The organism is Dactylosporangium sp. NPDC049742, assembly GCF_040674675.1.
GTDB classification, from domain to species: domain Bacteria; phylum Actinomycetota; class Actinomycetes; order Mycobacteriales; family Micromonosporaceae; genus Dactylosporangium; species Dactylosporangium maewongense.
Genome location: NZ_JBFANF010000003.1, coordinates 317,375 through 343,540 on the forward strand (window position 1 = coordinate 317,375; position 26,166 = coordinate 343,540).

Sequence of the window (26,166 nt, forward strand, 5' to 3'; positions counted from 1 at the left end):
TCGTGTGGACGCGACCGGACCCGTCTGGATCAGGAGTGGTGATCGAGTTGCGCCTGGGCATCGACTTCGGCACGTCGAACACGGTGGCCGTCCTCGACCCCGGCGACGGGCAGACCCGGCCGCTGCTCTTCGACGGCACGCCGATGCTTCCGTCGGCGGCCTGCCGGGACGCCGCCGGAGCGCTGGTCGTGGGGCGCGACGCGCAGCACGTGGGGCGCGGGTCACCGGCGTCGTTCGAGCCGAACCCGAAGAAGCGGGTCGACGACGGCGAGGTGCTGCTCGGCGACGCCGCGGTCGCCGTGCCGGAGCTCATCGCGGCCGTGCTGCGACGCACGTACGACGAAGCCCTGCGCACCGCCGGCCGCCCGGTCACCGAGACGGTCCTGACGCATCCGGCCGGGTGGGGCGGCCGGCGCCGCGACGTGCTCCTGGCGGCGGCCCGCTCGGCCGGCCTGCCGTCCGTGTCGCTCGTCCCGGAGCCGGTGGCCGCGGCCACCTACTTCGTCACCGTGCTCGGCAACGAGGTGCCGGTCGGCGGCATCGTGGCGGTGTACGACTTCGGCGCCGGGACGTTCGACGCGTCCGTGGTCCGCAGGACGGACGGCGGGTTCGAGGTCCTGGCCGCCGAGGGCATCCTCGACGCGGGCGGCCTGGACGTCGACGCGGCCGTGTTCGCCTACCTGGGCGCGGTCCACGGCTCCGCCAACGCCGACGCGTGGGCGCGGCTGAACAGCCCGGCCGCCGACGCCGACCGGCGTGCCGCCCGGACCTTGTGGGACGAGGTCCGCAACGGCAAGGAGATGCTGTCGCGGTCGGCGCAGACCTCCATCTTCATACCGCTGCTGGAGATCGACACGACCCTCGGCCGGGAGCAGCTCGAAACGCTGGCCCGCCCGCTGCTGGACCGCACCGTCGCGGCGACGCGCATCGCCCTGCGGGAAGCCGGCGTGCGCCCCGCCGACCTCACCGGTGTGTTCCTGGTCGGTGGTTCGAGCCGGATGCCGCTGTGCGCCACCATGCTGCACCAGGCCCTCGGCGTGGCCCCGGTGGTGATCGAGCAACCGGAGCTGGTGGTGGCCGGCGGCAGCCTGCGCGTCGGCACCGGCACCGCCGCACCCGAGCCCGCGACGGTCCCGGCGCCCCGCCCCGAACCGGCCGGCACCCTCACGCTGCCGGCCGAACCGGTCACGCCACCACCCCCGGCGGTCACGTCCCCCGCGCCGGTCTTCACGCCACCCGCTCCACCGGTCACGTCTCCCGCGCCGGTCTCCCCGACGCCCGCGCCGGCGGCCACGTCCCCCGCGCCGGTCTTCACGCCACCCGCTCCACCGGTCGCGTCTCCCGCGCCGGCGGCCACGTCGCCCGCGCCGGTCTTCACGACGCCCATGCCGGTGGTCACGTCGCCTGCGCCGGTCCCCACGACGCCCGCGCCGGCGGTGGAGCCGGCGGTGGAGCCGGTCGCGCCGGTCTTCATGGCGCCGCGGCCGGAGCTCCGACCGTTCGCGCCGACGGTGGCGCCGGTCGTCTACGGCAACGCCACCGGCAGGCTGCCGCTCGCCACCCGCACCTGGAGTCTCGCCGCGATCCCGACCGGCATCCTGCTCTACGTCATCGGCGTCCTCATCACCGTGACCACCGACTCGGAGGCCGGGGGCGCCGTCATCGGACTGCCCGGTGTGGCGCTGGTCCCGCTCGGCATCGCAGGCTTCATCGTGCAGCTCACCGCCAGGTCGCTCCGCATCGACGCCGACGGGATCGTCTACCGCCGGGCGCACCGCCGCACGGCCTGCCCGTGGCACCAGCTCGCCTCCATCGGCGTGCAGCAGCGCCACAACGCCGGGGCGTTCGTGGTCGGTACACTGGTCGCTGACTCCCCGCTGCGGCACGACCCGAAGTTCGCGCCGGCCGTCGGCGCGGACGGGTCGTTCGACCTCGCACCGCTCGCCGGCCTGCGCACCTCGGCCGACGCCGTCACGGCCGCCCTGGCCCAGCACGTCAGGACCGCCGCCAGCTGAGCCACCGGGCCGGCTGCCGCCCCGCTTTCCGCGACCGACGGGCAGGCGAAGGGCAGGCGAAGGGTAGGCACCGGGCGGGCGAAGGGCAGGCGACGAACGGGGTGGGCCGGGCATACCTGCTAGCAGGTATACGGGGGTGCGGAAACCGGCAGTCGGAGAGTCCCGCTGGCGCCGAGGCTGTCACACAGCGGTACGAGGAACGTGGGATGTAGACATTCCGCACCCCCGTTGAACAGGTGATCCCCATGACGACTTGCCCGGTCGATCCAGTCCTGAGCATGGCACTGTTCGTCTCCGACGCCTCCGCCTCCCGCGACCTGGACGACGCCACCGTCCGCGAGACCGTCCACCGCACGCTCGACCAGCTCGGGCCGGACGAGTGCTACGCGCGGGCCGCCGAGGTGTTCGGCGACCGTCCCGAGGTCGCGCTCAGCCGTATCCAGTGGGCGCGCGAGCTGTGCGCCCGCGCGCTGGCCCCGGCCCTCGTCGGCGCGGCCGCCTGACCACCAGGCCTGGCACCGCGAAGTCGATTCCCGAGCACATGGCCGCTCCCTACCCGGCCGGATCGCGCGGTACACCACCGGCGCGGCTGAGCACGGTCGCGATACGCGGCTGGTCCGCCGGGCCGGTGAGCAGCACGAGGACCGCCCGGCCCGCCGGCACACCGCGGGCCGCCCGCTCCACCACGGCGTCGGAGAGCCCGGCGTCGTGCACCCCGGCCACGGCTGCCGCCGCCACGGCACCGACGGCCAGGCCCGCCGTCGGCCACCCGGCGAGCGTGCCGACCACGATGCCCCACGCGGCCCCGGCGAGCGCGCCGTCGAGGACCCCCAGGTCGCGGGTCTGCAGCTCATGCATCCGGTAAGGACGGCCGCCACCGGCGCCGGGTGCGTCGGACCAGGCGACCACGGCGTCGTCGAGGCGGATCAGCTGCTGCTCCCGCAGATGCAGCACGGAGACCAGCGCGTCCTGAGCCTGCTGCGCCGTGCCGAAGACGTAGAGCGCGGGCCGGTCGGTGCGCTGCGCGCCCGGCCGGCGCAGCCGCCCGGCGAGCGGGCGGTGCCGCAGCTGCCAGCCCGCCAGCAGCCCGATCAGGGTCGACAGCAGATGCCCGAGGCTGGTGAAGGTCCTGCTGTCGGCGAACGGCAGCACCACGAGGAGCAGCACCGCGGGGACCAGCACCCGCCGGGTCCGCCGCACCGGCAGGCTGCAGGCCAGGGCGGCGGCGACGGCGTGCGCGCCGTAGCTGGTCCCGACGTCGGCGGCCCAGGCCACCTCCTGGTCGAGCCAGCCGTGTCGCAGACCGACCCGCAGCACCTCGTAGACCAGGCAGCTCGCGATCACGTGGGTCAGCAGGAACACCTCGGCCAGCCGGCGCCGCCCCCAGACCAGCTCCGCCGCCCCGGTGAGCAGCAGCAGCGCCACGACCTGCACCGGCTCGATCCCACCACCCAGCACGAACGCGCTGGTGAACAGCGTCCACAGCCGATGCTGCTCCAGGTTGGCCACGTTGGTGGAGTTCGCCGCGACGATCCCCGCCCGGGCCTGCGGTCCGGCGAGCGCGTCGATGCCGAGGCTGACCCCGACCACCGCCGCCACGTACAGCGGCGCCAGCCGTAACCCGGCCACCGCCGCCAGCAGCACCCGCGCCTTCGCCGCCGGTCCCACGCTCGCGGCGAGCTCCGCGGCGAGGTCGCCGCCGGGCAGGTACCTGGCAGACACGAGACCGGGCTGGTTCGTGTGCCGCAAGGTCCGGTGGATCCTGACCCGGCGGCGGGACCCGGCCGCCGGGCCGGCAACCACGCGCCCGGTTGCGGTCCGCCCGCCATCGGCGCCTGGGCCGCGGGGCATCGCCCGTCACCGCCGGCGCCGCCGCGGTGGTGGGTGCGCCCCGGGCGGGCCCGGCGGGTCGCCCGCCGCGGCGAGGATGCCGGCGAACCACCGGTCCGGGATCAGCGCCAGCAGGACACCGGTCAGTGTGGCGACGAGATGCTCGCGGGAAGGCAGACCGCCCACGACGACGACCTCGGTGGCGTGGTACGCCGGGAGCACCGCCGCGAGCCACCCGATGCGCAGGCGGACCGCGGCGTACGCCAGCACCGCCACCACCGCGGCCGACGGGCCGGCATCGGCGAGGTGGGCGTCCTGCATGCCGAGCCCCACCGGCGGCCTGGCGGCGATCCACAGCGCCGCGGACAGCGTGGCGGCGCTGTGCCCGGCAGCCGCGACAAGGACGGCCCGCACCGTGCCCAGCACCGCCTGGGTCAGGCTGAACACGAGCAGCACCTGCATCACCGCGAACCAGAACGGCAGCAGCGCCGCCGGCGCGAACAGCGACAGCGGCAGCCGCAGCAGGACGGCCGGTAGCGGATCGCCGGGATGCGTGACGGCAAACCGGCTGATCACCGGATGCCCGGGCCTGGTCCGCGCCGCGATCGCCAGCGCCGTCACCAGCACCGCGACGGCCGGACCCAGCCACAACCGGCCGTACCGGCGCAGCCGGACCGCGTCGTACACCGGCTCGAACAGCGCCTGACCCTGATCGGTGAGCCTCCGCAGGATCGGCTGTGCGCCAGTCACCATCCGCGCGGGCTACCCGGCCCGCCCGGCGCGCAACCCTCTGCACCGCGGGCGCCGGCCGGCCACGCTCAGCGGGCCGCCTGCTCCATGCCTTCGACGAGCGCGGCGAGCGCCGGCCGGTTGGCGGCGGCGGTGATGAACCCGACGAACCCGCTGCCCTCGAACGCCAGCGTGACCTGGACGAGGTGCTCCTTCTCGCGCCCGAACAGGCTGACCCGCCGCTCGATGTCGTTCCACTGCGCCCCGCGGAACGTCGACGCCGGGTTGCGGGTGACCGGCTGCCCGCCGCGCTGCTTCTCGAACCACGCACCGTCCAGGACGAGCCGCTCGTTGGACTGCCCTTCCACCACGATCATGCGCGCAGGATAAGCGACACCGACGGCCGCGCACTGTTCGCCATCGGACAGCCGGCGGACCCGGCCGGCGGGACGCCGAAACCGGCGCCGCCGGTACCATGGACCGCGTGGCCGGCGGGGTGGACGAGGTCGAGAGCAAACACCCCGTGCCGGACCCCGGGGCGCTCATGACCCGGCTCGAAACGCTCGGCTTCCGGGCCGCGCCGCCGCAGGAGCAGCTCGACGAGTACTACGACACCCCCGACGGCCGCCTGCGCGCGCAGGACCTCGTCGCCCGGTTGCGGGTCACCGGCGCCACCGCGACGGCCGGCTTCAAGGGCCCCCGCACGCATGCCGGTGACGGCACCAACCACCGCATCGAGGTGGAGTTCCCTTCGCCGGATCCAGGTGGTGTACGGGCAGCCTTCGCCGACCAGGGCCTGATCCTCGTGTGGCGCCTGGCGAAGCGCCGCCGCGAGTTCCACCGTGCGGCGCTGGTCGTCGCGGTCGACGAGCTGCCCCGCCTGGGGACGTTCGCGGAGTTCGAGGGCCCACCGGCACAGATCGCGGCCGCCCGTGGCCAGGTGGCGGACCTGATCGGCCCGGCGGAGCCCCGCAACTACGCGGAGCTGGCGGCGGCCGTCCACCCGGACGCCCGCGAGCTGCTCTTCTGAGCCCGCAGCACCGGTGGGGCGGTGCCCGGCGGATCCGCGGACTACGGTGACGCTGTGCCTGCGCCTCCCGCTGTGGTGACACGGTGACCGTCGCCTGGGCGGGTGCGCCGGCCGGGGCCGATTTGCTCGCCGCCGCCCGGCTCGAGCTGCCGGCCGGGTCCCTGGAGCTGGCCTGCCACGCCGCCGTCCCGGTCGCCGTGGACGCCGCCCTGCTGCGCCGCATCCGTGACGCGTTCCCCGCTCTGGCGCTGCCGCCCGGAGGTGAGGAGCGGCTGCTGCGGTCCGCGCTCTTCGCCGGTACCGGCGACGGCCGCCACGAGATCGACCCGCGCTTGCGGGCGTCGCTGCAGTCGGCGCTGGCCGCCCGGTTCGGGCCCGACCGTCTCCGGCAGGTGGCGGCGCTGGCGGGGTCCTCCCTGATCGAGCCAGGGCCCGCACTGGCGGACCGGCTCGCCGCGGCGTGGGAGGCGCTCGACCTCCGGTACCCCGCGGAGGACGCGCTGCGGGCGGTCCACGAGCTGGGGGAGCTCGCGCTGCTGCCCGGCAGCGACCTGCGGACCATCGCGCGGGCGCTGACCGGCGCCGCCGAGTTCGGGCCCGGCGAGGTGGTGGCCGCCGCGCGGTCCGTCCTGGACGCCGTCACCCGGCTGGTGCCCGCCCCGGCGGCCGCGGACGAGGACCGGAGCGGGCGGGTGCGGTTCGAGGAGCTGTTCGGCCTCGGCGACCCCGGCGCCTTCGACCCCGCGGGCGCCTGGCGGACGCGACCGGGCGCCGACCGGCTCCGCGTGCCGATCGGCGTGGGGACCGACGGCGCACCGGTCGAGCTCGACTTCGCGTCGGGCCGGCACGGCATGATCGTGGGCGCCCCCGGGTCGGGCAAGTCGGAGCTGCTGCGCTCGGTCATCCTCGCCCTCGCCGTCACGCACTCGCCGGCGGACCTCAACTTCGTCTTCGTCGACCGGCACGGCGGCGGCACCTTCCGCCCGTTCGAGCACCTGCCGCACGTCGCGGCGATGATCACCGGCGTCGGCGAGTCACCGGACCTCGTCGAGCGCTTCTTCGACACCGTCGCGGGCGAGCTCGACCGGCGGGCGCGGGACCGGACCGTCCCGGCGCCGAGCCTGTTCGTCGTCATCGACGAGTTCACCGAGCTGCTCACCGGGCGGCCCGACCTCATCGACCTGTTCGTGCAGGTCGGGCGGGTCGGCCGGTCGCTCGGCGTGCATCAGCTGCTGGCGGCGCAGCGGCTGGAGGAGGGCCGGCTGCGAGGCCTGGACAACTACCTGCCGGTGCGGGTCGCGATGCGCACGTTCAGCGGTCAGGAGAGCCGCGCCGTGATCGGCGTGCCCGACGCCTACGACCTGCCCATGACGCCCGGCGTCGGCTACCTGCGGGCCGGGTCCGGTGCGCCGGTCCGGTTCCTCGCGCCGGTCACGTTCCACCGCTACCTGCCGCCCGCCGGGGGCTGGGACAGCGTCCTGCGCGGCCTCGACCCGTGGGCGCCGCCGAGCGTGGCGGAGGTGCTCACCGACCGGATGCGCGCCGCCGCCCCGCCCGCGACCCAGCTGTGGCTGCCGCCCCTCACCGCGTCGCCGGCGCTCGGGGAACTGGTCGGCCCGCTCACGACGACCCCCGACCGCGGGCTGGCGGCGCCGCGGCGACCCGGCGGAGTGGCGGTCGCCCGCGTCGACCGGCCGTTCGAGCGGCGCTACGACGTCCTCGACGTCCCACCGGACGGCGGCAACATCGTGATCGTCGGCGGGCCGCGCAGCGGGAAGTCGACCGCGCTGCAGACGCTCGCGCTCGGGCTGGCCCTGACGTACACCCCGGCCGAGGCGCACCTGTACGCACTGGAGTCCGGCGGCGGCCGGGCCCTGGCCCCACTGGCCGGCCTGCCGCACACCGCCGCCGTCGCGGACCGCCACCGGCGCGACCTGGTGCCACGGATCCTCGGCGAGCTGCACGCCGGCCTCGACCGAGAGCCCACGCACCGCCGGTTCCTGCTCGTCGACGAGTGGGGCGCGGTCCGCAGCGACTTCGAGGACTTCGAATGGATGCTCCACGACCTCGCCCAGCGGGGGCCGGCCCACGGCATCCGTCTCGCGGTCACGGCCCGCCGCTGGGCGGAGCTGCGCCCGGCCTTCGGCGACACCTTCACCACCAGGATCGAGCTGCGCCTGGGCGACCCCGCCGGGTCGGAGATCGACCGGCGGGCCGCCGCCCGGATCCCGTACGACGTGCCCGGCCGCGGCATCACCGCCGACCGCCTGCAACTGCTGGTGGCCCGGCCGCGGCTGACCGAGGACGGCGACCTGGACGCCGCGGTGGCGGACATCCGCGCGGCGTGGCCGGCCGAGCCGGCGCCGCCCGTCGAGCCGCTGCCCGAGCGGCTGCCACCCGAGGCGCTGCCCGAGCCGCGGCGCGGCCGGATCCCGATCGGCGTCGAGCAGATCGGCCTCGGGCCGGTCGTCGCCGACTTCGACGCCGACCCGCACCTGGTCGTCCTGGGCGGCGAGGGGTCCGGCAAGACCGCGTTCCTGCGCGGCCTGGCCCGTTCGATCGAGCGCGCGTACCGGCCCGAGGAGGCCCGGACCGTCGTCGTCGACTACCGCCGCCGGCTCGCCGGCGCGGCCGGCCCCGCCCACCTGCTCGGGCACTGCACCGGCCCCGAGTCCGCCGACCACGTGCTGCGCGAGGTCGCCACCGCGCTCACCGAGCGGCTGCGCGACCCCGGCCGGCGGCGCGGCCCCGAGGTGTACCTCCTCGTCGACGACTACGACCTGGTCGCCACCGCCACCGACCCCCTCGCCGCCCTCATGGACCTCCTGCCGCACGCCGCCGGCGTCGGGCTGCACGTCGTCGTCGCCCGCCGGACCAGCGGCGCGGCGCGGGCGATGTACGAGCCGGTCCTGCTCCGCCTGCGGGACCTGTCCGCCCAGGCGGTCGTGCTGTCCGGCGCTCGCGAGGACGGGCCGCTGCTCGCCGGCATCACGCCACGGCCACTGCCGCCCGGCCGGGGCTGGCACGCGACCCGGCGGCACGGCCGGCAGCTCGTCCAGCTGGCCTGGCACCCACCGGCGCCCGGAAGGTTCTGAACCCGGGGCAACCCGCCCGGCCGCCGCACCTGTCCAGGTGTGGTGAAGGGAGGTACCCGTGACCCGAGACATCGAGTCCGACCTGCACGAGTACGTCGAAACCCGGTACGTGCACCTGCGCCGCACGGCATTCCTGCTGTGCGGCGAGTGGCACCGCGCCGAGGACCTCGTGCAGACCGCGCTGGCCAAGGTGGTGACCGCGGCGCGGCGCGGGCGGGTCGAGCACCTCGACGCGTACGCCCGCCAGGTGCTGCTGCGGGTGTACCTGGACGACAACCAGCGCGGCTCGCGCCGCCGCGAGCGGACCTGGGCGGACCCCGCCGGCGCGGCCGAGCCGCCCGCGGTGGCCGGCGACCGCGCCACCGCCCTCACCGTGCTGGCGGCGCTGCGGGCCCTGCCCGCCAGGCAGCGCGCGACGGTCGTGCTGCGCTACTGGGAGGACCGCAGCGTCGAGGACACCGCGGCGGTGCTCGGGGTCAGCGAAGGAACGGTGAAGAGCCAGCTCATGCTGACCGACGGCCCGTCGGAGGACGCCGGACACGACCGGATCACCCTCCGCATGGCCGAGGTGTTCCGGCCGGACGGCGTCCGCATCGCGGTCGGCACCTGGAACGCCGTCAGGGAGAAGACCAACACCGCGACCCGCCCCGAGCCTCCCTTGACCGGCCAGCAACTGCAGGCGATCGCCACCGACCCGACCTGGCCGATACAGCAGCCGATCTGACAGCCGATCTGACATCGGCCTGGTCGGGTGCGGCGAACTCGGATGACAGCCCACACCGGCGGTGACATCTTGGGTGCGTGATGGAGGGGGCGCGCCATGAGCTGGACCGGATGCGACGGTCCACCGCCGCGTGGCGCGACTGCCGCTACGAGCCCGCCACCGGCGCGGACGGCTACGAGCACGACGCGAACGCGGCCCGCCGCGCGCAGGTGCTGTGGGCGCTGCAGTACGACCGCCGCGCCGGCGACCTGCCGCTGCTGCGGTGGCTCGCCGGGCAGGAGGCGGAGTGCCGGGGGCAGGCTCCGTTCCAGGGCCTGACCGAGGAGACGGAGCTGGCCGGGTTCCTGCTTGCCGAGCACCGCCAGGCCGACGACGTCTGGCTGCACTGGGCCATCAAGACGGCCAACTTCGACACGTGGTGCGGCTACGACGTCGAGCACCTGTTCGCGGCCGGCGTCCAGCCGTCCGTCGCCGCCGTGCGCGACAGCGACGATCCCGAGCGGGACGCCGTCATGGAGCGCCTGCTGGACACCGGCGGCGAGCCGTGCGTGTCCGACGAGGACGTGGCGGGCTGGTTCGCGCACCTGCGGTCGCGCTTCCCGGCCGACCCGGCCGACGAGGACCCGATCACCTGGGTCGAGCGGGCGAAGCTCGTCGGTGACCCGGTCCTGGCCAGGCACTGGCTGGACCGGTGGGCGGCCGGCCGCGAACGCGACCCGCACACGCTGGGGCAGCTCCGCCACCAACTGGCCGACCTCGGGGCGTTCGCCGAGGCGGCCGCGGCGCAGCGGGAGAGCCTGACGTTCGCCGCCGACGCGTCGGCCTGGCGGACCCTCGCCGGGCTGGAACGCCGGGCCGGCCACCACGACGCCGCCTGGGCGGCGCTCCGCGAGTGCCGCCGGGCCCTCGACGACGTGGCCGGCTGGCGGACGGTCGGGCTCGGGCGCATGTACGTGGAGGAGCTGTTCCTCCTGGCGGGCGTCTCGGCCGGTGCCCTGGCCGGGGCCGCGTTCGCGGAGGCGGACCGCGTGGCCGGCCAGGTCCCCGGCCTGGCGCTGGTGGTGCTGCGGGCAGCCGTCGAGGCCGCGGACAATGTGGGTGAGGAGGACCGGGCGCGGCACTACCGGTACCTCCGCGACATCGAACAACAGCGCATCGACACCGAACTGCGCGAGCTGCGGTCCTGACCGGGGTGCTCGTCCACCTCGACGCCGACCGGGCGGGGCGCTACGCCGCCGCCCTGACCGGCACCGTCGTCGCGGCGGTGGGCGGCTGGCCGGCGCCGCGCACCGTGAGGTACGCCGTCACCGACGCCAGGGCTGGGTGGGTGGCGGCGACCTGCGGGGCGAGGATCCGGTGCGCCTCCTCGGCCAGGGCCTGGGCCTCGTCGTGGGCGTCCCGGGCGGCGGCGAGCGCGGCCAGGTTCGTCAGCGTCAGCGCGACCTCCGGATGCGACGCGCCGTACGTGCGGCGCTTCCCGGCCAGCACGACCGTGTACAGCGCCGCGGCGGCGGCCGGGTCGCGGACGGCGAGGACGGCGGCGAGGTTGTGCCGGTTGGTGAGGACGTCGGGGTGGTCGGGGCCGTGCCGGGCGGTGAAGTACGCGATCGCCCGGCGCAGCAACGGCTCCGCCTCCGCGGGCTCGCCGCGGGCCTGCAGGATCGCGGCGAGGTGGGCCTCGTCGGCGACGACGGCCGGGTGGCCGGGCGGGAGGCAGGCGCGGTGCAGGGCGAGGGAGCGCCGCGCGTACGCCTCGCCGGCCGCCAGGTCGCCGCGGCTGTGGGCGAGGCCGGCGAGGTTGTGCCAGACGGCGGCGAGCGCGGGATGGTCCGGGCCGTGGGCCGCCTCCAGCGCCGTGCGGACCGCGGTGTACTGGGCGTGGGCGTCGTCGTGGCGGCCCGCGAACTTGTACAGCACGCCGAGCTCGTTGCGCAGCGGCACCAGCTCCAGGTCGGTGAAGCGGGGCGCCGCGTCGTCGCACGCGGCCCGCAGCAGCCGTTCCGCCGCGGCGTAGCGGCCCTGGCGGCGCAGGTTGCCGGCCAGGGCGACGGTCGCCTGGACGCGCAGCCGCAGCAGGACCTCCGGCTGGGACGGCAGCGCCGCCATGACGGCGGTGGCGCGGCGGTGGTAGGCCTCGGCGGCCGCGTGCTTGCCGAGCTCGTCGAGGGCGCTGCCGAGCAGGGTGAGCACGTTGGCGGTGTCGGGGCTGCCGGCGCCGGCGTGCGCCTCGAGGATGCCGAGGGCACGCCGGCACAGGTCGATGCTCCGCGGGTAGCGGTGCTCGTCCCAGGCGGACAGCGCCAGGTCGTGCAGGGCGACCGCCTCGTCGACGGGATCAGGTGTCATGGCCGGCTCCGCCACCCGCTGCCGTGGCTCAGGCGATCCGGGCGACGGCCTGGCTGTGGTTGGTCGTCAGGCCCCGCGCCGGAACCGCCGGGGCGGCGGGCGTGGCGACGGCCTGGCTGTGGTTGGTGGCGAGACCGCCGCCCCGGACCTGCGTGCGGACCACGGGCGTGGCGACGACAGAACGCTGCATGGGAGTGCTCCTTCGGATTCGTGGTTTCGAGTGCCCCGTGAGCGTGGCCGCCACCGCTTGGCCCGTACTTGTGGCGCACTTGGAGCGCCCGGACTCAAGTCGCCGGCAAGCGCGCCCGCACACACTGCCGGCGACACCGGCCGTGACCGTACGGGAGCGAACCATGCAGGACACGAGGGGCGGGCACCATGCCGGCGGCGCTGCGGCGGCTGCTGTTCGGCGACGTCGTGTCGGCCGCCGGGATCGGGCTCACCCAGCCGTACCTGGTGATCCTGCTGCACTCCGGCAAGGGCATCCCGCTCGCGGCGGCCACCGCGATGACCGCGCTGCTCGCCCTCGCCAGCTTCCCCGGCAACTGGCTCAGCGGCGTCCTCACCGACCGGCACGGCGGGCGCCTCGCCATGACCGCCGGCCTCGCCACGACCGTCTGCGGCCTGGTCCTCGTCGCCGCCGGCAGCCATCCGCTGCTGCTCGGGTGCGCCGTCGCGGCGGTCGGGTTCGGGTGGGCGGTGACGCTGCCCGCGTACGCGACGCTGATCGCCGGCCTCGTCCCGGAGGCGGCGCACCGCCGGACGTTCACGCTGCAGTTCGCCCTGTTCAACGCGGGTATGGGCGCGGGCTCCGCGGTGGCCGTCCTCGTCGCCGACCTCACCTGGCTGTGGTGGGCCGCCGCGGGCACGTGCCTGGTCGCGATCGTGGCCGTGCGCTGCTCGTACACCGGCGGACAACGAACGACGAGCACCCTGGCGGGTCCGGGCTACCGCGCGCTGCTCGCCGACCGGCGGCTGCTGCGCGTGCTGCTCGTCGCCGTGCTCACCTCCGCCGCCGGATACGGCGTCTACACCGCGGGCCTTCCCGTCCTGGCCATCCACAGTGGACGGCCGGACCTCATGTCGTGGGCGGGCGTCGCCAACTGCCTCACGATCGTCGCCGGCCTCCCGTTGGCGTTGCGCGCCGGTGTACGACTGACGCCACCGCGACTCGTCGCCGCCGCTGCCGCGGTCTGGTCGGCCGGCTGGCTGCTGTGCGCCACCGTCACCACCCCGGCCTGGGCCGTGCTCCCGCTCGCCGCCGTGCTCATGGGTGCCGGCGAGCTGCTGCTGTCCGGCGCGCTGCCCGCGATGGTCAACGCCCTCGCCCCGGACGCCCTCCGCGGCCGCTACAACGCCGCCCTGACCTTCGCGATGACGGCGGGCATGTGGGCCGGGCCGCTGCTCGCCGCGGCGGCCACGGCCCTCGGCCTGCTGCGGCTGCTGTTCGCCGCCGCCGTCGCCCTCCTCGCCCTCGCCACCGTGCTGGTACACCGGACCGACCCCGCGCCGCGGTGACACCATCCGGCGACGGTCACCCGCCCGGGGCCGAGAACAGCGCGACGAGCCTGGCCTCCAGCGCACCGCTGACCCGCCCGTCCACGCGGTCATCGTCGTCGAGCCCGTCGATCCGGCCGCCAGAAGGCGTCCTCATCCACGCCGCCATCCTCCTGCGGGCGGCACGGTGGCCCGCGGCGGCCCGGTCAACCGGTGGGCGGCGATGACCGCGAACTCGGCAGCATGCCCATGCCCGCGAACGGACCCGCGAGGGCCAGCGCCTGCACGGCGCGCCAGGTCAGCCGGCGCAACCCCCGGCCTCCGACACATCGACCGGTTTCAGTGTGTGGGAGCGGTGCGGCCGGGCCGGGGACTGACATGGCGCGGGGATCGTTGTATGCTCGCGCCGATGACTACCTCACGTCGTAGATTGGGGGTCCCATCCGCGCAAGGTGAGTGCTGATGCACTTCCATGACGCGATGGGGGACACCCGCCGAACGTTCTGGCAGCGCGTGCGCGAGTTCGCCGTGCCGCAATCAATGATCGAGTCAGCGACCGCCCGCCGGCACGCCGGTGACTGGGCCGGGGCGTGCGCCGCGGCACGGGTCGACGTCGATCTCGACCTCAAGGCAGTGGCTCGGACCGGTGGTGCGGCGCTGGCCGCGTCGATCCGGGCCGACCTGCGCCATCTCGCCCCCGACCTGCTGCGCTGGCACATGCCGCGGATCGCGCCGGACGGCCTGCTGCGGCCGGGGCTGACCATCTCGCTCGCCCGGTATGGCCCGTTGCACCTGGTGGTCCGGACGCCGCCGGCGTGGGCGGGCGCGGGGCAGCGGATCAGCCTCGCACTGTGGGAGGGGGCGCGGGGGACCGGCGTGCCGCATCCGCATCCGCACCCCGATCCCCGGTTCCGTCTCGACCTGCACCGGCACCTGTGGGACGCGCGCAGGGCAGGGGAGCTGCGGACCAGGGCCGGCCACGGCGCCACCGGTCCGCCCCCGTCCCCGCCCCCGGAGCCCGCCGAGGCCATGACTTCGGCCTTGGCGTCGGCCGACCGGTGGGCTGCTTCGGCTGCGGTTTCGGCCGACCGGTGCGCGGCTTCAGCTTTCGCGGCGGCGGGAGGTGCGGCGACCGACCGATGGGCCGACGAGGCCGGGATCCTGCTGCGGGCGGACGGGTGTGCCGGCGGTGCGGTGACCGTGCGGCTCGGGGCCCGGCGCCGGTTCGTCGTGACCGTCGCTGACGGTGCCGAGCCCCGCGTCTCCCGGCCCCGCGGGCGCGGCGGCGGGGGACCCGTGCTGCCCGACGCCGCGACGTGGGTCCTGCCCGACGTGGAGCTGCTGCGCGAAGGGCTCATCGGCGCGGACGCGCTGCACCCGCTCGTCGCGGCGGCGCTCATGCCCGGCCGGCCGGCGGCGTACACCCGCCGCGACGACGACCCGAGCACGCCAAGGGTCGTCGAGTGCAGGGGCGAGCGGCACCGGATCGGGCTCGTCGGCGGCAGGCTCGTCGCGCTCGACCACGACCCCGCCGAGGTGCGCCGGGAGGAGCTGCTCGCCGCGCTCGGCGGGACCCCGCTGGCGTGCCTGCAAGCGATCGACGAGGCGCACCGCCGGCCGGAGTGCCTCCTCGACGTGCGGGCGCGGCTCGACCACGGCGACACCGAAGGCGCGCTCGCCGTGGTGGAAGGGCTGCTCGGCCCCGATGCGCTGCTGCGGCACGGCGCGCTGCGGGAAGCCCTCGACGACGCGGCGCTGCGCAAGGTCGCGCACGGGCTCTTCCGCGCCGGCCTGGCCCGCACCCGCCCCGCACCCGAACGCCGCGCCGCGCGCCGCTGACCCACCGCACGTCTCCAGCGCCCGGCCGTCGAGCCGCGCCGGTGCACCGCCGGCCTCCATCCGGAGGCCGGATCACGACTTCTCCCCGAATGGTGATGCCTCATGTCTTCGTTCAGTTCTCCGGTCACCGCTTCGTTCACCGACCAGCTCGACGTCGCCGCCGAGCTGCTCGCGCTGCTGCACGACACCGGGACGGAGCCGCGCACCGACACCCAGCTGGAGGCGCTGACCCTCGCCGTCGCCGCCGACCTGCCGGTCCTGCTGTGGGGCGAGCCCGGCATCGGCAAGACGGCCGCCCTCACCCAGCTCGCCGAGGCGCTCGACCTGCCGCTCACCACCGTCATCGCCAGCGTGCACGAGCCGTCGGACTTCTCGGGGCTGCCCGTCGTCGGCGACGACCCGGCGGTGCAGGGCGTGCCGATGGCCCCGCCGGACTGGGCGGTGCGCCTGGTGCACGCCGGCCGCGGCCTGCTCTTCCTGGACGAGCTGTCCACCGCGCCGCCGGCCGTGCAGGCCGCGTTGCTGCGCCTGGTGCTGGAGCGCCGCGTCGGCGCCCTGCGGCTGCCGCCGGGCGTGCGGATCGTGGCGGCCGCCAACCCGCGGTCGTCCGCCGCCGACGGGTGGGAGCTGTCCGCGCCGCTCGCGAACCGCTTCGTGCACCTGCAATGGGTGCACGACCACGACGTCGTCGTCCGCGGGCTCGGCGGCACCTGGCCGCGCGCGTCGCTGCCCCGGCTGGATCCGCGGAGGCTGACCGAGGCGGTGGCGTTCGCCCGCCGGGCCGTGTGCGGGCTGCTCACCGCCCGGCCCCGGCTGGTGCACCAGCTGCCCGGCAGCGAGGCGCGCCGCGGCGGTCCGTGGCCGTCGCCGCGCAGCTGGGACATGGCGCTGCGGCTGACCGCGTTCGCCGTCGCCGCCGGCACGTCCCGCGACGTGCTCTCGATGCTGGTCCGCGGCACCGTCGGCGACGGCCCGGGCCTGGAGCTCCTCGCGAGCCTCGACCGGATGGACCTGCCGGACCCGGAGACGCTGCTCGCCGACCCGGCCGCGGCGGTCCTGCCGGAGCGCGGCGACCTGCGGCAGGCGGCCCTCGACGGCGTCGTCGAAGCGGTCCGCCGGCAGCCGTCGAAGGCCCGGTGGGACGCGGCGTGGGCGATCCTGGCCGCCGCCGTCGACACCGGCGCCCCGGACCTCGTGGTGGTGCCGGCGTCGACGCTCGCCGCGCAGCGCCGCGCCGACTGGGACGTGCCCGACCTGATCGAACGCCTCGCCGGCGCGGTGTCGCTGTCGCAGCGGGCGGTGGCCGCCTGATGGCGCGCGACACCGCCGAGGCGTCCGTCGTGGGTGGCGGCTTGGCCGCGTCCGAGGACCGGTCCGCCGTGGGCGGCGGCCCGATGGCGCTGGACACCGGGAAGCTGTACGCGGCCCGGCTGCTCGCCGCGCGGGTCCGGCCGTACCTCGCGACGGCGCTGTTCGCGCTGCACGTGGTCGAGTCGCGGCGGGTACCGACGATGGCCGTCGACCGGCAGTGGCGCTGCTACGCGTCGCCGGCGTTCGTGGCGCGGACCCCGGTCGAGGAGCTCGCCGGCGTGTGGGTCCACGAGGTCGCGCACCTGCTGCGCGACCACCACGGCCGCGGCGACCGGGTCGCCCGGGAACGCGGCCTGTACGGCGCCGGCGACCGGCTGCGGATGAACATCGCCGCCGACTGCGAGATCAACGACGACGTGTACGGCGACGGCCTCGCCCGCCCCACCGGCGCCGTCGCCGCGGCCGACCTGGGGCTGCGCGACGGCGAGCTGATGGAGGACTACCTGCGGCAGTTCCGGCTCGGACCGCGTACCGGCGGCCTCGCGTGGCTGGACTGCGGCAGCGGCGCCGATGGCCTCGCACGGCCGTGGGACCTCGGCCCGGACGGCGCGCACGGGCTCAGCGGCCACGAGCTGGACGCGGTCCGGTTCCGGGTCGCGCAGGCGATCAGGGCCCGCCCCGGCGACGTGCCGAAGGGCTGGCAGCGCTGGGCGGAGGTGGCGTTCCATCCGCCGCAGCCGTGGCGGGAGCTGCTCGGCGCCGCGGTCCGCGCCGCGGCGGCCGGCGCGGCGGGTGGTGACGACTACACGTACGGGCGGCCCGCGCGGCGCTCCGCGAGCCTGCCCGGCGTGGTGCTGCCGAGCCTGCGCCGCCGCCCGCCGCAGGTCAGCGTCATCATCGACACGTCGGGCTCGGTCAGCGACGCCGAGCTCGGCAGCGCGCTGCTGGAGGTCGCCGCGATCGGCCGGGCCGTCGGCGGCCGCCGCGACCTGGTCCGGGTGCTGTCCTGCGACGCGGCGGCCGGGCTCGCGCACGCGCTGTGCCGGGCCGAGGGGATCCCGCTGATCGGCGGCGGGGGGACGGACCTGCGGGCCGGGTTCGAGCGGGCGCTGCGGACGGCACCCCGCCCGGACGTCGTGGTGGCGCTCACCGACGGGCAGACGCCGTGGCCCGAGGTGCGCCCGCCGTGCCGGACCGTGGTCGGCCTGTTCCCACGGGACCAGGGTTGGGACGAGGACGACCCGGACGCCGAGCCCATCGTGCCGCCGGCGTGGGCCAGGGTGGTGTCCATAGGTTGAATACATTCCACGAAGTGCCAGCTTGATTGACGTCCGTTCGCCCGTGGTCGCATCATTTCCGCATGACAGAGACGGACGCCGATTCATTCCATGATGGAATGTCTGCGCATCAGGGTCTCAAGACCGAGATGGTCGCCGACCGGCTGCGGCGCTGGATCGCCGACAGCGGCCAGCCCGTCGGCGCCAGGCTGCCGACCGAGGCCGAGCTCGCGACCCGCCACGGCGTCGGCCTCAACACCGTCCGCCGCGCCGTGGGCCTGCTGGTCGCGGAGGGCGTCGTCGTGCGGCGGCAGGGGTCCGGCACGTACGTCGCGAGCGTCCCCACCGGATCCCGCCGGACCGTCGGCGTCGTGGTGCCGTCGACGTCGTACTACTACCCGAAGGTCATCGAGGGCATCGAACGGGCGCTGACCGCCGCCCGCGCCGGCGTCATGCTCGCCAGCTCCGAGAACCGCCCCGACCTGGAACGCACCCAGATCCGGCGGATGCTGGGCAGCGGCGTGGAAGGGCTCATCCTCGTGCCCAACCTGCACGTCGCCGACGACCCGCAGGCACACGTCGACGCGCTGCGGCGGCTGCCGGTCCCGTACGTGCTGGTCGAGCGCCGCCCGCCGCGGCCGGACCCCGACGACCCGGTGTCGTTCGTGACCACGCACCACCTCGGCGGCGTACACACCGCGATCCGGCACCTGGTCAGCCTCGGTCACACGCGTGTTGGATTTCTCGGCCGCATCCGCACGGGCAACTCCGCGGTCGTCACCGAGGGCTTCGACCGCGCCGCCGCCGCGCTCGGTGCCGTCGCCGTGCCGGAGGCGCGCGTGCTGCACGAGGAGTGGACGCCCGCGCAGATCGACGCCTACGCCGCGACCTGCCGCGCGGCCGGCGTCACCGCCGTCTTCTGCCACGGCGACCGCGACGCGGCGGCGCTGCTCGCGGCGGCCCGCCGGATCGGGCTGCGGGTGCCGTCGGAGCTGTCGCTCGTCGCGTACGACGACGACGTGGCCGAGCTCGTCGATCCGCCGCTGACCGCGGTCGCCCCGCCCCGGGCCGCCCTCGGCGCGCTCGCGGCGGGCCTGCTGCTGCGGCTCATCGACGACCCCACGACCCCTGCGCACCGTATCGAGCTCCAGCCCCGCCTCACCGTCAGGGGCTCCTGCGGCCCGCTGCGGGCGCGCCGCTCTTCCGTGAAAGCCAACGCATGATGGATTTCCGGCTCGGAATCATCGGCACAGGCCTTGTCGCCGCCCTGCACCTGGAAGCGGCGCGCGCCGTGCCCGGAGTCCGGGTGACAGCGGTCTGCGACATCCACGAGGCGGCCGCGGTACAGGCGGCGGCGGGCACGGGCGCGACGGCCTATACGGACCACCGCCGGATGCTGACCCGCGAACCCCTCGACGGCGTCGTCATCACCGCGCCGCACGCCCTGCACGCCGGCATGACCCTGGACGCGGCCGCCGCCGGCGTGCCCGTCCTCGTCGAGAAGCCCATGGCCACGACCGTCGCCGACTGCACCGCGATGATCGAGGCGTGCGCGGCCGCCGGTGTCGTCCTCGCCGTCGGGCACGTGGTCAGGTTCGACCCCGCCGCGCACCGCGTCGCCCGGCTCCTGCGCTCCGGCGACCTCGGCGAGGTCCTGGCGATCCACCATCACCGCACCGCCCACTACCAGCGCGGCTCGCGCCCCGGCTGGTTCTTCGACCCGGTGCTGGCCGGCGGCGGCATCGTGATGAACGTCGGCATCCACGGCCTCGACCGCATCCAGTGGGCCGGCGACGGCACCGCCGAGTCGGCGACCGCCCGCGTGTGGCACCGCGACGGCCACGCCGTCGAGACCGACGCGATGGGCTCCGTGACGCTGTCCAGCGGCGTCGCGGCCGGCTTCCTGCTCACCAGCGCCGCCGGCCGCTTCCACGACGAGACCACCGTCGTCTGCTCCCGCGGCGCGCTGCGCTGGTCGTCCACCGACGGCACCTGGGCGAGCCGCGACGGCGCCCCCGAGACCCAGGTCATGGCGCCGGGCGGCGGGACGGGGGAGGCGTTCGCCGCGCAGCTCGCGGACTTCGTCGCCGCCTGCCGCGGCCACCGCCCGCCCGAGGTCGGCGGCGACTACGGCCGTTCGGTCGTGGCCACCGTCCTGGCCGTCTACGCCTCCGCTGCGAGCGGCCGGCCGGCTTCCCTGTGCCGGTCATGACCGCCCGGGTACGCGTGGGCCGCCGCGCCGACCTCGCCGCGGTGTACCGCGTCTGCGCGACCACCGACGCGACCGGTCTCGGCACACCGCCGCGACCGGTCGACGACAAGCTGCCCGGCCACGTGTACGCCGGGCCGTATCTCGCCGCCGATCCGGGCCTGACGTTCGTCGTCGAGGACGACGCGGGCGTCGGCGGCTACGTGTCCGCGACCGCCGACACGGTGCGCTTCAACCAGTGGCTGGACGCGCACTGGTGGCCCCGGCTCCGCCGCCGGTACCCACCTGGCACGTTCGCGCCGGCGGGACCGCACCGGCCGTGGTTCGACACGCACCCCGCGCACCTGCACATCAAGGTGGCGCGGCGGCTGCAGGGGCAGGGCTGCGGCCGGCGGCTCATGGACACGGTGCTCGCGGCGCTCCAAGGGCGTGGCGTCGCGGGCGTGCACCTGGGCGTGGCGGAGGCGAACACCCGAGCGGTCGCCTTCTACACCGCGCTCGGCTTCACCGAGGCGCACCGCCACGCCTGGGGAAGCACCCTCGTCCGCAACCTTTGAGTCAAAGGAGCGACCATGCGAAGAACGGTTCTCGTGGCGTTGCTGCTGATCGCCGCCGCGGCGGTGCCCGCCGTCACCCCCGTCGCCGAGGCGGCGACGACCAGCCTCCGGTACAACACCTTCGAACGCCCCGAGCGGGGCACCGCCTACACGCTGGGCGCGTGGGCCCAGGACGGGTGGACGGCCCCGTGGGAGCAAGGCATGAGCACCCGCACCTGGATCGACGGCTACAACTTCAGCCACACCGGCGGCAAGTCCCTGCGGGTGTTCTACCCGAAGGGCAAGATCGGCCCGGAGGACTCCGGCGCGCAGGCACCGCTGCAGCTGACCCGCGGCCGCGAGTACTACCTGTCCTACTGGGTGCGCTTCAGCAGCGACTTCAGCTGGGGGACCACCGAGTTCGCCGGGAAGGTCGGCCTCGGGCTCGCCGGCGGCGGGTCGTGCTCCGGCGGTCAGGTGTGCGACGGCACCAACGGCTTCAGCTCGCGCATGATCTGGCGCTCAGGTGGGAAGGCCGCGATCTACTACTACCACATGGGCCACGCCGGCCAGTACGGCGACTTCGTCGACCTCACCCGCCCCGACGGCTCGCTCATCTACTACCCGCGCGGCCAATGGGTGAACCTGGTCCAGCGCCTGCGGGTCAACACGGTCACCGCCGGCTCCGCCAACGCCGACGGTGAGATCGACGTCTGGTACAACGGCGTCCAGGCCGCCTCGGTCCGCGGGCTGCGCTTCGTCACCAACGCCGACCAGGTCGACAAGGCGTACTTCTCCTCGTTCGCGGGCGGCGCCACCCCGTCGTTCGCCCCCGCCAACGACTCCTGGATCTGGTACGACGACCTGAAAGTATCCAACACCCGCGGGGATGTCTGCGAGCTGTCCGGCGGCTGCCACACCCGCAGCTTCCAGGCCGAGTCCTACACCTTGATGAACGGCGTGACGACCGCCGCCACCACCGACACCGGCGGCGGCCAGGCGACGGCCTTCGACACCGGCGACTGGATCGCCTTCGGCAACGTGAACGTCCCCAAGGCGGCCCGCTACCTGGTGGAGTACCGGATCGCGACCGCGGCCAGCAACGCCCGGCTGTCGCTGGACATCAACGCCGGCGCCACCCCGCTCGGCGAGGTGACCCTCCCCAACACCGGCGGCACCACCCAGTGGCGCACGGTGTCCCGGGAGGTCGTGGTGCCCGCCGGCACGCACCAGTTCGGCCTGTATGCATCGACCGGTGGATTCAGCCTCAACTGGTGGAAGCTGACGCAGCTGGCGTGAGCCAGGTGGGCCGCGGCGGCCCGTCCACCGCGGCCCACACCGCACAGCATCAGCGCCGGAAGAGGCTCAGCAGCGCGTACAGCGGCCACCGCCATCCGGTGACGGTCCTCCACCAGTCGTCGTACCAGGCTCGCTGCTCCTCGACGGTGACGACGTCGGAGCAATCGGCCGGATCGAGCACGCTGACGAAGCTGGCGGGGATGGAGGGTCGGCGACCGCGCCGGAGGAGGTAGGCGATCTCGCCGCCCGCCATCGACAGGGCCATGCGGGACGGGTAGACGTCCCGTCGGGCACCGTTGCAGCACAGGCGGATGCCGTCGGGCTCGACCTGGAGCCGCAATGCCGCCAGCGCGTGGAACAGGTTCTCCGCGGTGGCCGTCCACTCCCGCCCGTCGGGGGCCAGCAGGGCGAGCACCTCTGCCTCGTCGGTCTCGGCGCGGTCGAGGGCCCACTCCTGGGTGCCGTCCGGGGTCAGCACCCGGATCGGGGTTCGCGTGACGCTCATGGATTCTTCCACGGCCGCACCTTCACACGCTCAGTCCCAGTCGTTGATCTCTTCTGGCATGTCGGGATCCTGGTAGGTGTTGACGCCGGTCGTGATGATCTCCCGCTAGAGCGGCGAGGTGCCACATCTCGACGGTGCTCAGCGATCCCTTCATTCCGTAGACCCATTGGTTGAAGCGTGCGTCTTCGGCCTTCAGATCGTCCGCAGCCGCGACAAGGGACGCCCCAGCCATGGGCGAAGCCGCGATCTCCGCCAACCGCTCCCGTAACGTCATGATCGGTGTATCTCGATCGCTCACAGTATTCACCACAGCTTCCGGGCGTTGTTCACTGAAACACCGGGCTCGGCGGCAATAGTAAGCGCGGACCAGATGTGGCGACCGGCCCCGACAACACGCTCACGGCCGGGCCGGCGACGGGCGGGCCGTTCAGGTGGTCGCGTAGACCCGCAGGGTGACCTCGTCGCTCAGGTGGGTCTCGCCGTTGACGGTCAGGGCCGCCTGCACGACCCACACCGTGGGCGGGGTGGCCTGGCCGTTGTCGGTGACCCTGACCCGCGCGTGGTTGCCGCGGCCGTGAAACGCGACCGGGCCGAGGACCGTCTCGGTCCGAACGGTCCACTGGAGGGCGTCCGCCAGCCGTGCCTCGTCGAAGCCGGCGGGCACGGTCACCTCCAACGGCAGCGTGAACGGCTGGATCGAGTAGCACGACCCGCCGAACGTCTGCCCTGGGCACCCGGGCGCCTTCACCGTCAGCGGCAGCACCTCGCGGAGCCGGTCCGCCGCGGGCACGAGCGGCACGCCACCCGCGGCGGCCACGGAGGCGGCCGGCGATGCCGACGCGGCCGTCGAAGGTTTCGCATGTCCCGATGCGGCAGGTGTACGACCGGCGCTGGGCGAGGCCGGCACCATCACCCCCGGTGCCGCGACGGCGGACGGCGGCGCGGCGGGGGTGGTGGCGTCGCTCGCCGAGGCCTGCCCTCGCGGCGTGCCGCTCCGCAGGCCGAGGACGCCGGCGACGGCGGCACCGGCGAGCAGGACGAGGACGACGGCCAGGAGCACGGGCGGCCGCCGCAGCAACGGCAGCCGGGCCACCGGGACGGCCGGCGTCACGTAGTAGACCGCCGGCGAAGGCTCGCGCTCCGGTGCCGCCGGGGCGTGCGGCGGCAGTTCGACGGTGATGTCGTCCGCGTCGAGCTCCGATGCCGGCGCCGCGACCGGCGCGGCATGGTCGACGCGCGATGCCGAGTCCGGCACGTCAGGTTCCACGGGCCCGGCCGGGTCCGGGACGTCAGGTTCCGCGACGCCGGCCGGGTCCGGGAGCGGGAACCCACTCAGCACGGCGAGGGCGGTGGGCCGGGCCTGATGCGCCGACGTACACGTCACGCACGCGGGAAGGTGCGCGGCCACGGCCTTGCGGACGGCGGGGCGCAGGCGCTTCGTGCTGGCGGCGGCGATGACGGCGGGCAGGTCGGGGCAGCCGGTCGAAGGGTCCGCCGCGGCGGCGGCCGTGAACAGCGCGACCTCCAGCAGGCCGCCAGGCTCCACCAACCGGTCGACCGCCCGCCGGGTGACGTCGACCTTCTTGCCCAGGACCGCGGCGACCCCCGTCAGGTCGACCTGGCGATGGCGGGGACGCCCCGCGTACTCCGGGACCACCAGCGCGAGCAGATTCCAGTGCTGCTCCTCGATCAGGGGCCGCGCCGAATACAGTACGAGAGCGGCGGCGTCACCTGTCGGAGCGGCCGCCGCCGGGCGCTGCCGCAGTCCCTCCCTGACCGCGTCGCGCGCGGCCGCGAAACCCGCCGCGCCGGGCGGCGCCGACTCGGTCGCCGACCGCGCCAGGGGCTCGTCACCGCACGCGAGCACCACGCAGTAGCGGTACACGTCGGCGTGCTGCGGATCCATCGACCGCCTCCTTCGCGTCGGCTCCGCGGGCTCAACGAGCGGCCGCGCCGCAGGTCGCGGCATCGAAACCTTTGCGAAACCCCTTTGGGGCGCGCCGCGCGGAAGCCGATGCTGGCTGTCACCCGATCGGAGGTTGTCCATGCATCGAGCCCGACGCAGGTCGACGCGAATGTTCCTCGCGGTGCTGAGTCTGCTGCTGGCGTACGGCGGTGCGGTGGCGATGCCGGCCGCGGAGGCCGCCGCGGCTCCCGCCGTCTCGCTCCGCTTCCTGATGATCATCAAGCCGGTGTCGCAGGTGCCCGGCCTGACCGCCACGCTGAGCCAGGCGCAGATCGACGCGGCCCGGACCGCGTTCCTCAGCACGTTCCCGCGGATGGTCGAGGACCTCACCGGCGGCACCGTCGACATGAACACGCAGGTCGTCGTGTCGCCCCGGCCGCTCACGTCGATCGGCTACCAGGGGCTGATGGTCGAGCCGGGCAACGTGCCCGACGACGTCGCGCAGTACGTCCACCCGCAGGAATGGGACGGTGTGTTCGTCTACAACGCGTTCCGCCCGCACGCGTACTTCTCCAGCGGCTCGCCCGGCCCGTACAACACCGGCTGGACGAGCATCAACGCCCGCGACGACCTCGGCTACAACCAGGACGCGCTCGCCGGCTGGGTGCACGAGATGCTGCACCAGCTGGGAGAGCAGTTCTACTTCCAGCAGCTGCACGTGCCCGGCGAGGTCGAGGTGCACGCCGGCGAGGCGCACGGCTACAACCAGAACAGCGGCGGCCTGCCGTACTGGCTCGGCTGGTACCGCGACTACCTCAACAGCACGATCCCCGGCAACCTCGGCCTCGGCCTGAAGGCGTGGAGCCGCGGCAACCGGCGCGGTGTCGTCGACACCCCCACCGGCCAGATGATCGTCGGCGCGGGCTCGAGCCGCTGCGTCGACGTCTCCGGCGGCCGCGACGCCGACGGCACGAAGGTCCAGCTGTGGGACTGCCACGGCGGCCCGGAGGTGCGCTGGCGGTGGCAGGGCGGCACCCTGGTCAACAGCAGGACCGGCAAGTGCCTCGACGTGGCCGGCGGGCGCACCACTGCGGGCACCAAGGTGCAGCTGTGGACGTGCCTGAACAACGGCGCCCAGCAGTGGCAGTTCGTCAACGGAAACCTGCGCAACCCGCAGTCCGGCAAGTGCCTCGACGCCGACGCGTGGGGCACCGCGAACGGCACGCAGCTCATCATCTGGGACTGCGGCACCGCGCAGTCGAACCAGACCTGGCGCTTCCAGCAGTAGCGACGGCGACGGCCCGGCCTCCGGGGAAGAGGCCGGGCCGTCATCGGGGGAGGTCAGGCGCCGCCGACGCCGAGCTCGCGCGGGCCGACGCGGAACGGCTGCGTGTTGGTGAGCCGGCTGCGCTCGCGGGACTGCTCGGGGGTCTCGTTCGGGACCCGCTCGAAGAACCCGCGCTGCACGACCGTGCCGTCCGCCGCGACCGTCATCTGCAGGCCGCTGCCCACGTTCTGCACGAAGTCCGGGATGGAACCGGAACGCCTGGCTCGGCGTGCCGTCGCGCGGCCGCAGCTCCAGCGCCGCACCCGCCTGCCGCAAGCCCTTCCGCCGCGGCACCGTCCGATGTGGACCTCACCGGCGGCCCGGCCGTGGCGATCCCGACGCCGAAGCCCGAGCCGATCGGCCTGACCGCCGGCAAGGCGAAGGTCGGCGGCGCCGAGGCCGACGTCGTGCCGTTCAAGGACCGTGTCGTGTACCGCTTCGAGGCCGACGAGAACAAGCCGCCGAAGGTGAACTGCACCGGCAACTGGAGCGTCATCCGCCCCGACGGCAAGCCCGTGGTGAAGAAGTAGGGCGGGGCGGCCAGGGAGACCATCGAGACCTGGCTGCCGGTCCGGCGGCGGCGGCCGCCCGTAGACGATCCCGAGCGAATCGGTGCGGGCTGGTTTGCCGCCCGAGATCCGGGTAGGCGGCTCAAGGGCGCTACTACCCGCGACAGCGTCCGGAGGGTTGC

General features: G+C 75.1%; 24 protein-coding genes. 16 read left to right on the top strand and 8 right to left on the bottom strand.

Annotation, left to right across the window (positions count from 1 at the left end):
* Nucleotides 1-38: 38 nt before the first annotated feature.
* On the top strand, nucleotides 39-2,015 hold the full coding sequence (locus tag AB0J72_RS06700) for an Hsp70 family protein (RefSeq protein WP_363395206.1): 1,977 nt from the start codon (nucleotides 39-41) through the stop codon (nucleotides 2,013-2,015).
* A 278-nt stretch (nucleotides 2,016-2,293) separates the two neighbouring features.
* On the top strand, nucleotides 2,294-2,518 hold the full coding sequence (locus AB0J72_RS06705; RefSeq protein WP_363395209.1) for a hypothetical protein: 225 nt from the start codon (nucleotides 2,294-2,296) through the stop codon (nucleotides 2,516-2,518).
* Nucleotides 2,519-2,567: 49 nt separating this feature from the next.
* Here AB0J72_RS06705 and AB0J72_RS06710 read toward each other — a convergent pair whose 3' ends face one another.
* The 3 genes from AB0J72_RS06710 to AB0J72_RS06720 form a co-directional block, all read right to left on the bottom strand.
* A complete protein-coding gene (locus tag AB0J72_RS06710) occupies nucleotides 2,568-3,737 on the bottom strand; it encodes a rhomboid family intramembrane serine protease (protein WP_363395212.1) in 1,170 nt (389 codons plus the stop codon).
* 135 nt (nucleotides 3,738-3,872) lie between these two features.
* A complete protein-coding gene (locus AB0J72_RS06715) occupies nucleotides 3,873-4,598 on the bottom strand; it encodes a hypothetical protein (RefSeq protein WP_363395215.1) in 726 nt (241 codons plus the stop codon).
* Nucleotides 4,599-4,663: 65 nt separating this feature from the next.
* On the bottom strand, nucleotides 4,664-4,951 hold the full coding sequence (locus AB0J72_RS06720) for a hypothetical protein (RefSeq protein WP_363395218.1): 288 nt from the start codon (nucleotides 4,949-4,951) through the stop codon (nucleotides 4,664-4,666).
* Between the two features lie 107 nt (nucleotides 4,952-5,058).
* On the opposite strand from AB0J72_RS06720, the gene AB0J72_RS06725 reads away from it, so the two are divergent.
* From AB0J72_RS06725 to AB0J72_RS06740, 4 genes are all read left to right on the top strand, one after another.
* Nucleotides 5,059-5,604, top strand: a complete 546-nt coding sequence (locus tag AB0J72_RS06725; protein ID WP_363395221.1) for a class IV adenylate cyclase — start codon at nucleotides 5,059-5,061, stop codon at nucleotides 5,602-5,604.
* 83 nt (nucleotides 5,605-5,687) lie between these two features.
* Nucleotides 5,688-8,699: a type VII secretion protein EccCb gene (gene eccCb, locus AB0J72_RS06730; protein ID WP_363395224.1), complete on the top strand. Its 3,012-nt coding sequence runs from the start codon at nucleotides 5,688-5,690 to the stop codon at nucleotides 8,697-8,699.
* A 58-nt stretch (nucleotides 8,700-8,757) separates the two neighbouring features.
* Nucleotides 8,758-9,423 carry a sigma-70 family RNA polymerase sigma factor gene (locus AB0J72_RS06735; protein WP_363395227.1) on the top strand — a complete coding sequence of 222 codons (666 nt, stop codon included), beginning with the start codon at nucleotides 8,758-8,760 and terminating at the stop codon, nucleotides 9,421-9,423.
* Nucleotides 9,424-9,533: 110 nt separating this feature from the next.
* Nucleotides 9,534-10,610, top strand: a complete 1,077-nt coding sequence (locus AB0J72_RS06740; protein ID WP_363395230.1) for a hypothetical protein — start codon at nucleotides 9,534-9,536, stop codon at nucleotides 10,608-10,610.
* A 40-nt stretch (nucleotides 10,611-10,650) separates the two neighbouring features.
* Here the strand turns inward: AB0J72_RS06740 and AB0J72_RS06745 are convergent, their stop codons facing one another.
* Together AB0J72_RS06745 and AB0J72_RS06750 are read right to left on the bottom strand one after the other, a co-directional pair.
* A complete protein-coding gene (locus tag AB0J72_RS06745) occupies nucleotides 10,651-11,769 on the bottom strand; it encodes a tetratricopeptide repeat protein (RefSeq protein ID WP_363395233.1) in 1,119 nt (372 codons plus the stop codon).
* A 28-nt stretch (nucleotides 11,770-11,797) separates the two neighbouring features.
* The gene (locus AB0J72_RS06750; protein ID WP_363395236.1) at nucleotides 11,798-11,959 is read right to left on the bottom strand and encodes a hypothetical protein; all 162 of its coding nucleotides are present in this window, start codon (nucleotides 11,957-11,959) and stop codon (nucleotides 11,798-11,800) included.
* Nucleotides 11,960-12,147: 188 nt separating this feature from the next.
* On the opposite strand from AB0J72_RS06750, the gene AB0J72_RS06755 reads away from it, so the two are divergent.
* The 8 genes from AB0J72_RS06755 (at nucleotide 12,148) to AB0J72_RS06790 (ending at nucleotide 21,737) form a co-directional block, all read left to right on the top strand.
* Complete coding sequence (locus AB0J72_RS06755) at nucleotides 12,148-13,287, top strand: MFS transporter (protein ID WP_363395239.1); 1,140 nt, start codon at nucleotides 12,148-12,150, stop codon at nucleotides 13,285-13,287.
* 441 nt (nucleotides 13,288-13,728) lie between these two features.
* Entirely contained in the window at nucleotides 13,729-15,105 is a 1,377-nt protein-coding gene (locus AB0J72_RS06760; RefSeq protein ID WP_363395242.1) for a hypothetical protein, read from the top strand.
* 102 nt (nucleotides 15,106-15,207) lie between these two features.
* Nucleotides 15,208-16,416, top strand: a complete 1,209-nt coding sequence (locus AB0J72_RS06765) for a MoxR family ATPase (protein WP_363395245.1) — start codon at nucleotides 15,208-15,210, stop codon at nucleotides 16,414-16,416.
* Between the two features lie 83 nt (nucleotides 16,417-16,499).
* Nucleotides 16,500-17,714 (top strand): VWA-like domain-containing protein, encoded by a 1,215-nt coding sequence (locus AB0J72_RS06770; RefSeq protein ID WP_363395335.1) that lies wholly within the window; start codon nucleotides 16,500-16,502, stop codon nucleotides 17,712-17,714.
* A 98-nt stretch (nucleotides 17,715-17,812) separates the two neighbouring features.
* On the top strand, nucleotides 17,813-18,916 hold the full coding sequence (locus AB0J72_RS06775) for a GntR family transcriptional regulator (RefSeq protein WP_363395248.1): 1,104 nt from the start codon (nucleotides 17,813-17,815) through the stop codon (nucleotides 18,914-18,916).
* Nucleotides 18,916-19,905: a Gfo/Idh/MocA family oxidoreductase gene (locus AB0J72_RS06780; RefSeq protein WP_363395338.1), complete on the top strand. Its 990-nt coding sequence runs from the start codon at nucleotides 18,916-18,918 to the stop codon at nucleotides 19,903-19,905. Before AB0J72_RS06775 ends, AB0J72_RS06780 begins: the two co-directional genes overlap by 1 nt.
* A complete protein-coding gene (locus AB0J72_RS06785) occupies nucleotides 19,902-20,459 on the top strand; it encodes an N-acetyltransferase (RefSeq protein ID WP_363395251.1) in 558 nt (185 codons plus the stop codon). The genes AB0J72_RS06780 and AB0J72_RS06785 overlap by 4 nt, the downstream gene beginning before the upstream one ends.
* A 15-nt stretch (nucleotides 20,460-20,474) precedes the next feature.
* Complete coding sequence (locus AB0J72_RS06790; protein WP_363395254.1) at nucleotides 20,475-21,737, top strand: carbohydrate-binding protein; 1,263 nt, start codon at nucleotides 20,475-20,477, stop codon at nucleotides 21,735-21,737.
* Nucleotides 21,738-21,786: 49 nt separating this feature from the next.
* Here AB0J72_RS06790 and AB0J72_RS06795 read toward each other — a convergent pair whose 3' ends face one another.
* Both AB0J72_RS06795 and AB0J72_RS06800 read right to left on the bottom strand, forming a co-directional pair.
* A complete protein-coding gene (locus tag AB0J72_RS06795; RefSeq protein WP_363395257.1) occupies nucleotides 21,787-22,242 on the bottom strand; it encodes a hypothetical protein in 456 nt (151 codons plus the stop codon).
* A gap of 427 nt (nucleotides 22,243-22,669) precedes the next feature.
* Entirely contained in the window at nucleotides 22,670-24,148 is a 1,479-nt protein-coding gene (locus AB0J72_RS06800) for a hypothetical protein (RefSeq protein WP_363395260.1), read from the bottom strand.
* Nucleotides 24,149-24,329: 181 nt separating this feature from the next.
* Here AB0J72_RS06800 and AB0J72_RS06805 point away from each other — a divergent pair, with 181 nt between their 5' ends.
* Entirely contained in the window at nucleotides 24,330-25,436 is a 1,107-nt protein-coding gene (locus AB0J72_RS06805; protein WP_363395263.1) for an RICIN domain-containing protein, read from the top strand.
* A gap of 53 nt (nucleotides 25,437-25,489) precedes the next feature.
* Here the strand turns inward: AB0J72_RS06805 and AB0J72_RS06810 are convergent, their stop codons facing one another.
* Entirely contained in the window at nucleotides 25,490-25,669 is a 180-nt protein-coding gene (locus tag AB0J72_RS06810; RefSeq protein ID WP_363395266.1) for a hypothetical protein, read from the bottom strand.
* 108 nt (nucleotides 25,670-25,777) lie between these two features.
* On the opposite strand from AB0J72_RS06810, the gene AB0J72_RS06815 reads away from it, so the two are divergent.
* Nucleotides 25,778-26,005, top strand: coding sequence for a hypothetical protein (locus AB0J72_RS06815; protein WP_363395269.1), 228 nt, complete (start codon nucleotides 25,778-25,780; stop codon nucleotides 26,003-26,005).
* Nucleotides 26,006-26,166: the final 161 nt, after the last annotated feature.

Bases quoted from the DNA above. Each gene is read 5' to 3' on its own strand.
- AB0J72_RS06765 (WP_363395245.1), top strand. From the start codon at position 15,208: ATGTCTTCGTTCAGTTCTCCGGTCACCGCTTCGTTCACCGACCAGCTC.
- AB0J72_RS06750 (WP_363395236.1), bottom strand. From the start codon at position 11,959: ATGCAGCGTTCTGTCGTCGCCACGCCCGTGGTCCGCACGCAGGTCCGG.
- AB0J72_RS06785 (WP_363395251.1), top strand. From the start codon at position 19,902: ATGACCGCCCGGGTACGCGTGGGCCGCCGCGCCGACCTCGCCGCGGTG.
- AB0J72_RS06740 (WP_363395230.1), top strand. From the start codon at position 9,534: ATGCGACGGTCCACCGCCGCGTGGCGCGACTGCCGCTACGAGCCCGCC.
- AB0J72_RS06775 (WP_363395248.1), top strand. From the start codon at position 17,813: ATGTCTGCGCATCAGGGTCTCAAGACCGAGATGGTCGCCGACCGGCTG.
- AB0J72_RS06715 (WP_363395215.1), bottom strand. From the start codon at position 4,598: ATGGTGACTGGCGCACAGCCGATCCTGCGGAGGCTCACCGATCAGGGT.
- AB0J72_RS06760 (WP_363395242.1), top strand. From the start codon at position 13,729: ATGCACTTCCATGACGCGATGGGGGACACCCGCCGAACGTTCTGGCAG.
- AB0J72_RS06790 (WP_363395254.1), top strand. From the start codon at position 20,475: ATGCGAAGAACGGTTCTCGTGGCGTTGCTGCTGATCGCCGCCGCGGCG.
- AB0J72_RS06780 (WP_363395338.1), top strand. From the start codon at position 18,916: ATGGATTTCCGGCTCGGAATCATCGGCACAGGCCTTGTCGCCGCCCTG.
- AB0J72_RS06720 (WP_363395218.1), bottom strand. From the start codon at position 4,951: ATGATCGTGGTGGAAGGGCAGTCCAACGAGCGGCTCGTCCTGGACGGT.
- AB0J72_RS06755 (WP_363395239.1), top strand. From the start codon at position 12,148: ATGCCGGCGGCGCTGCGGCGGCTGCTGTTCGGCGACGTCGTGTCGGCC.
- AB0J72_RS06770 (WP_363395335.1), top strand. From the start codon at position 16,500: ATGGCGCTGGACACCGGGAAGCTGTACGCGGCCCGGCTGCTCGCCGCG.
- AB0J72_RS06800 (WP_363395260.1), bottom strand. From the start codon at position 24,148: ATGGATCCGCAGCACGCCGACGTGTACCGCTACTGCGTGGTGCTCGCG.
- AB0J72_RS06745 (WP_363395233.1), bottom strand. From the start codon at position 11,769: ATGACACCTGATCCCGTCGACGAGGCGGTCGCCCTGCACGACCTGGCG.
- AB0J72_RS06705 (WP_363395209.1), top strand. From the start codon at position 2,294: ATGGCACTGTTCGTCTCCGACGCCTCCGCCTCCCGCGACCTGGACGAC.
- AB0J72_RS06795 (WP_363395257.1), bottom strand. From the start codon at position 22,242: ATGAGCGTCACGCGAACCCCGATCCGGGTGCTGACCCCGGACGGCACC.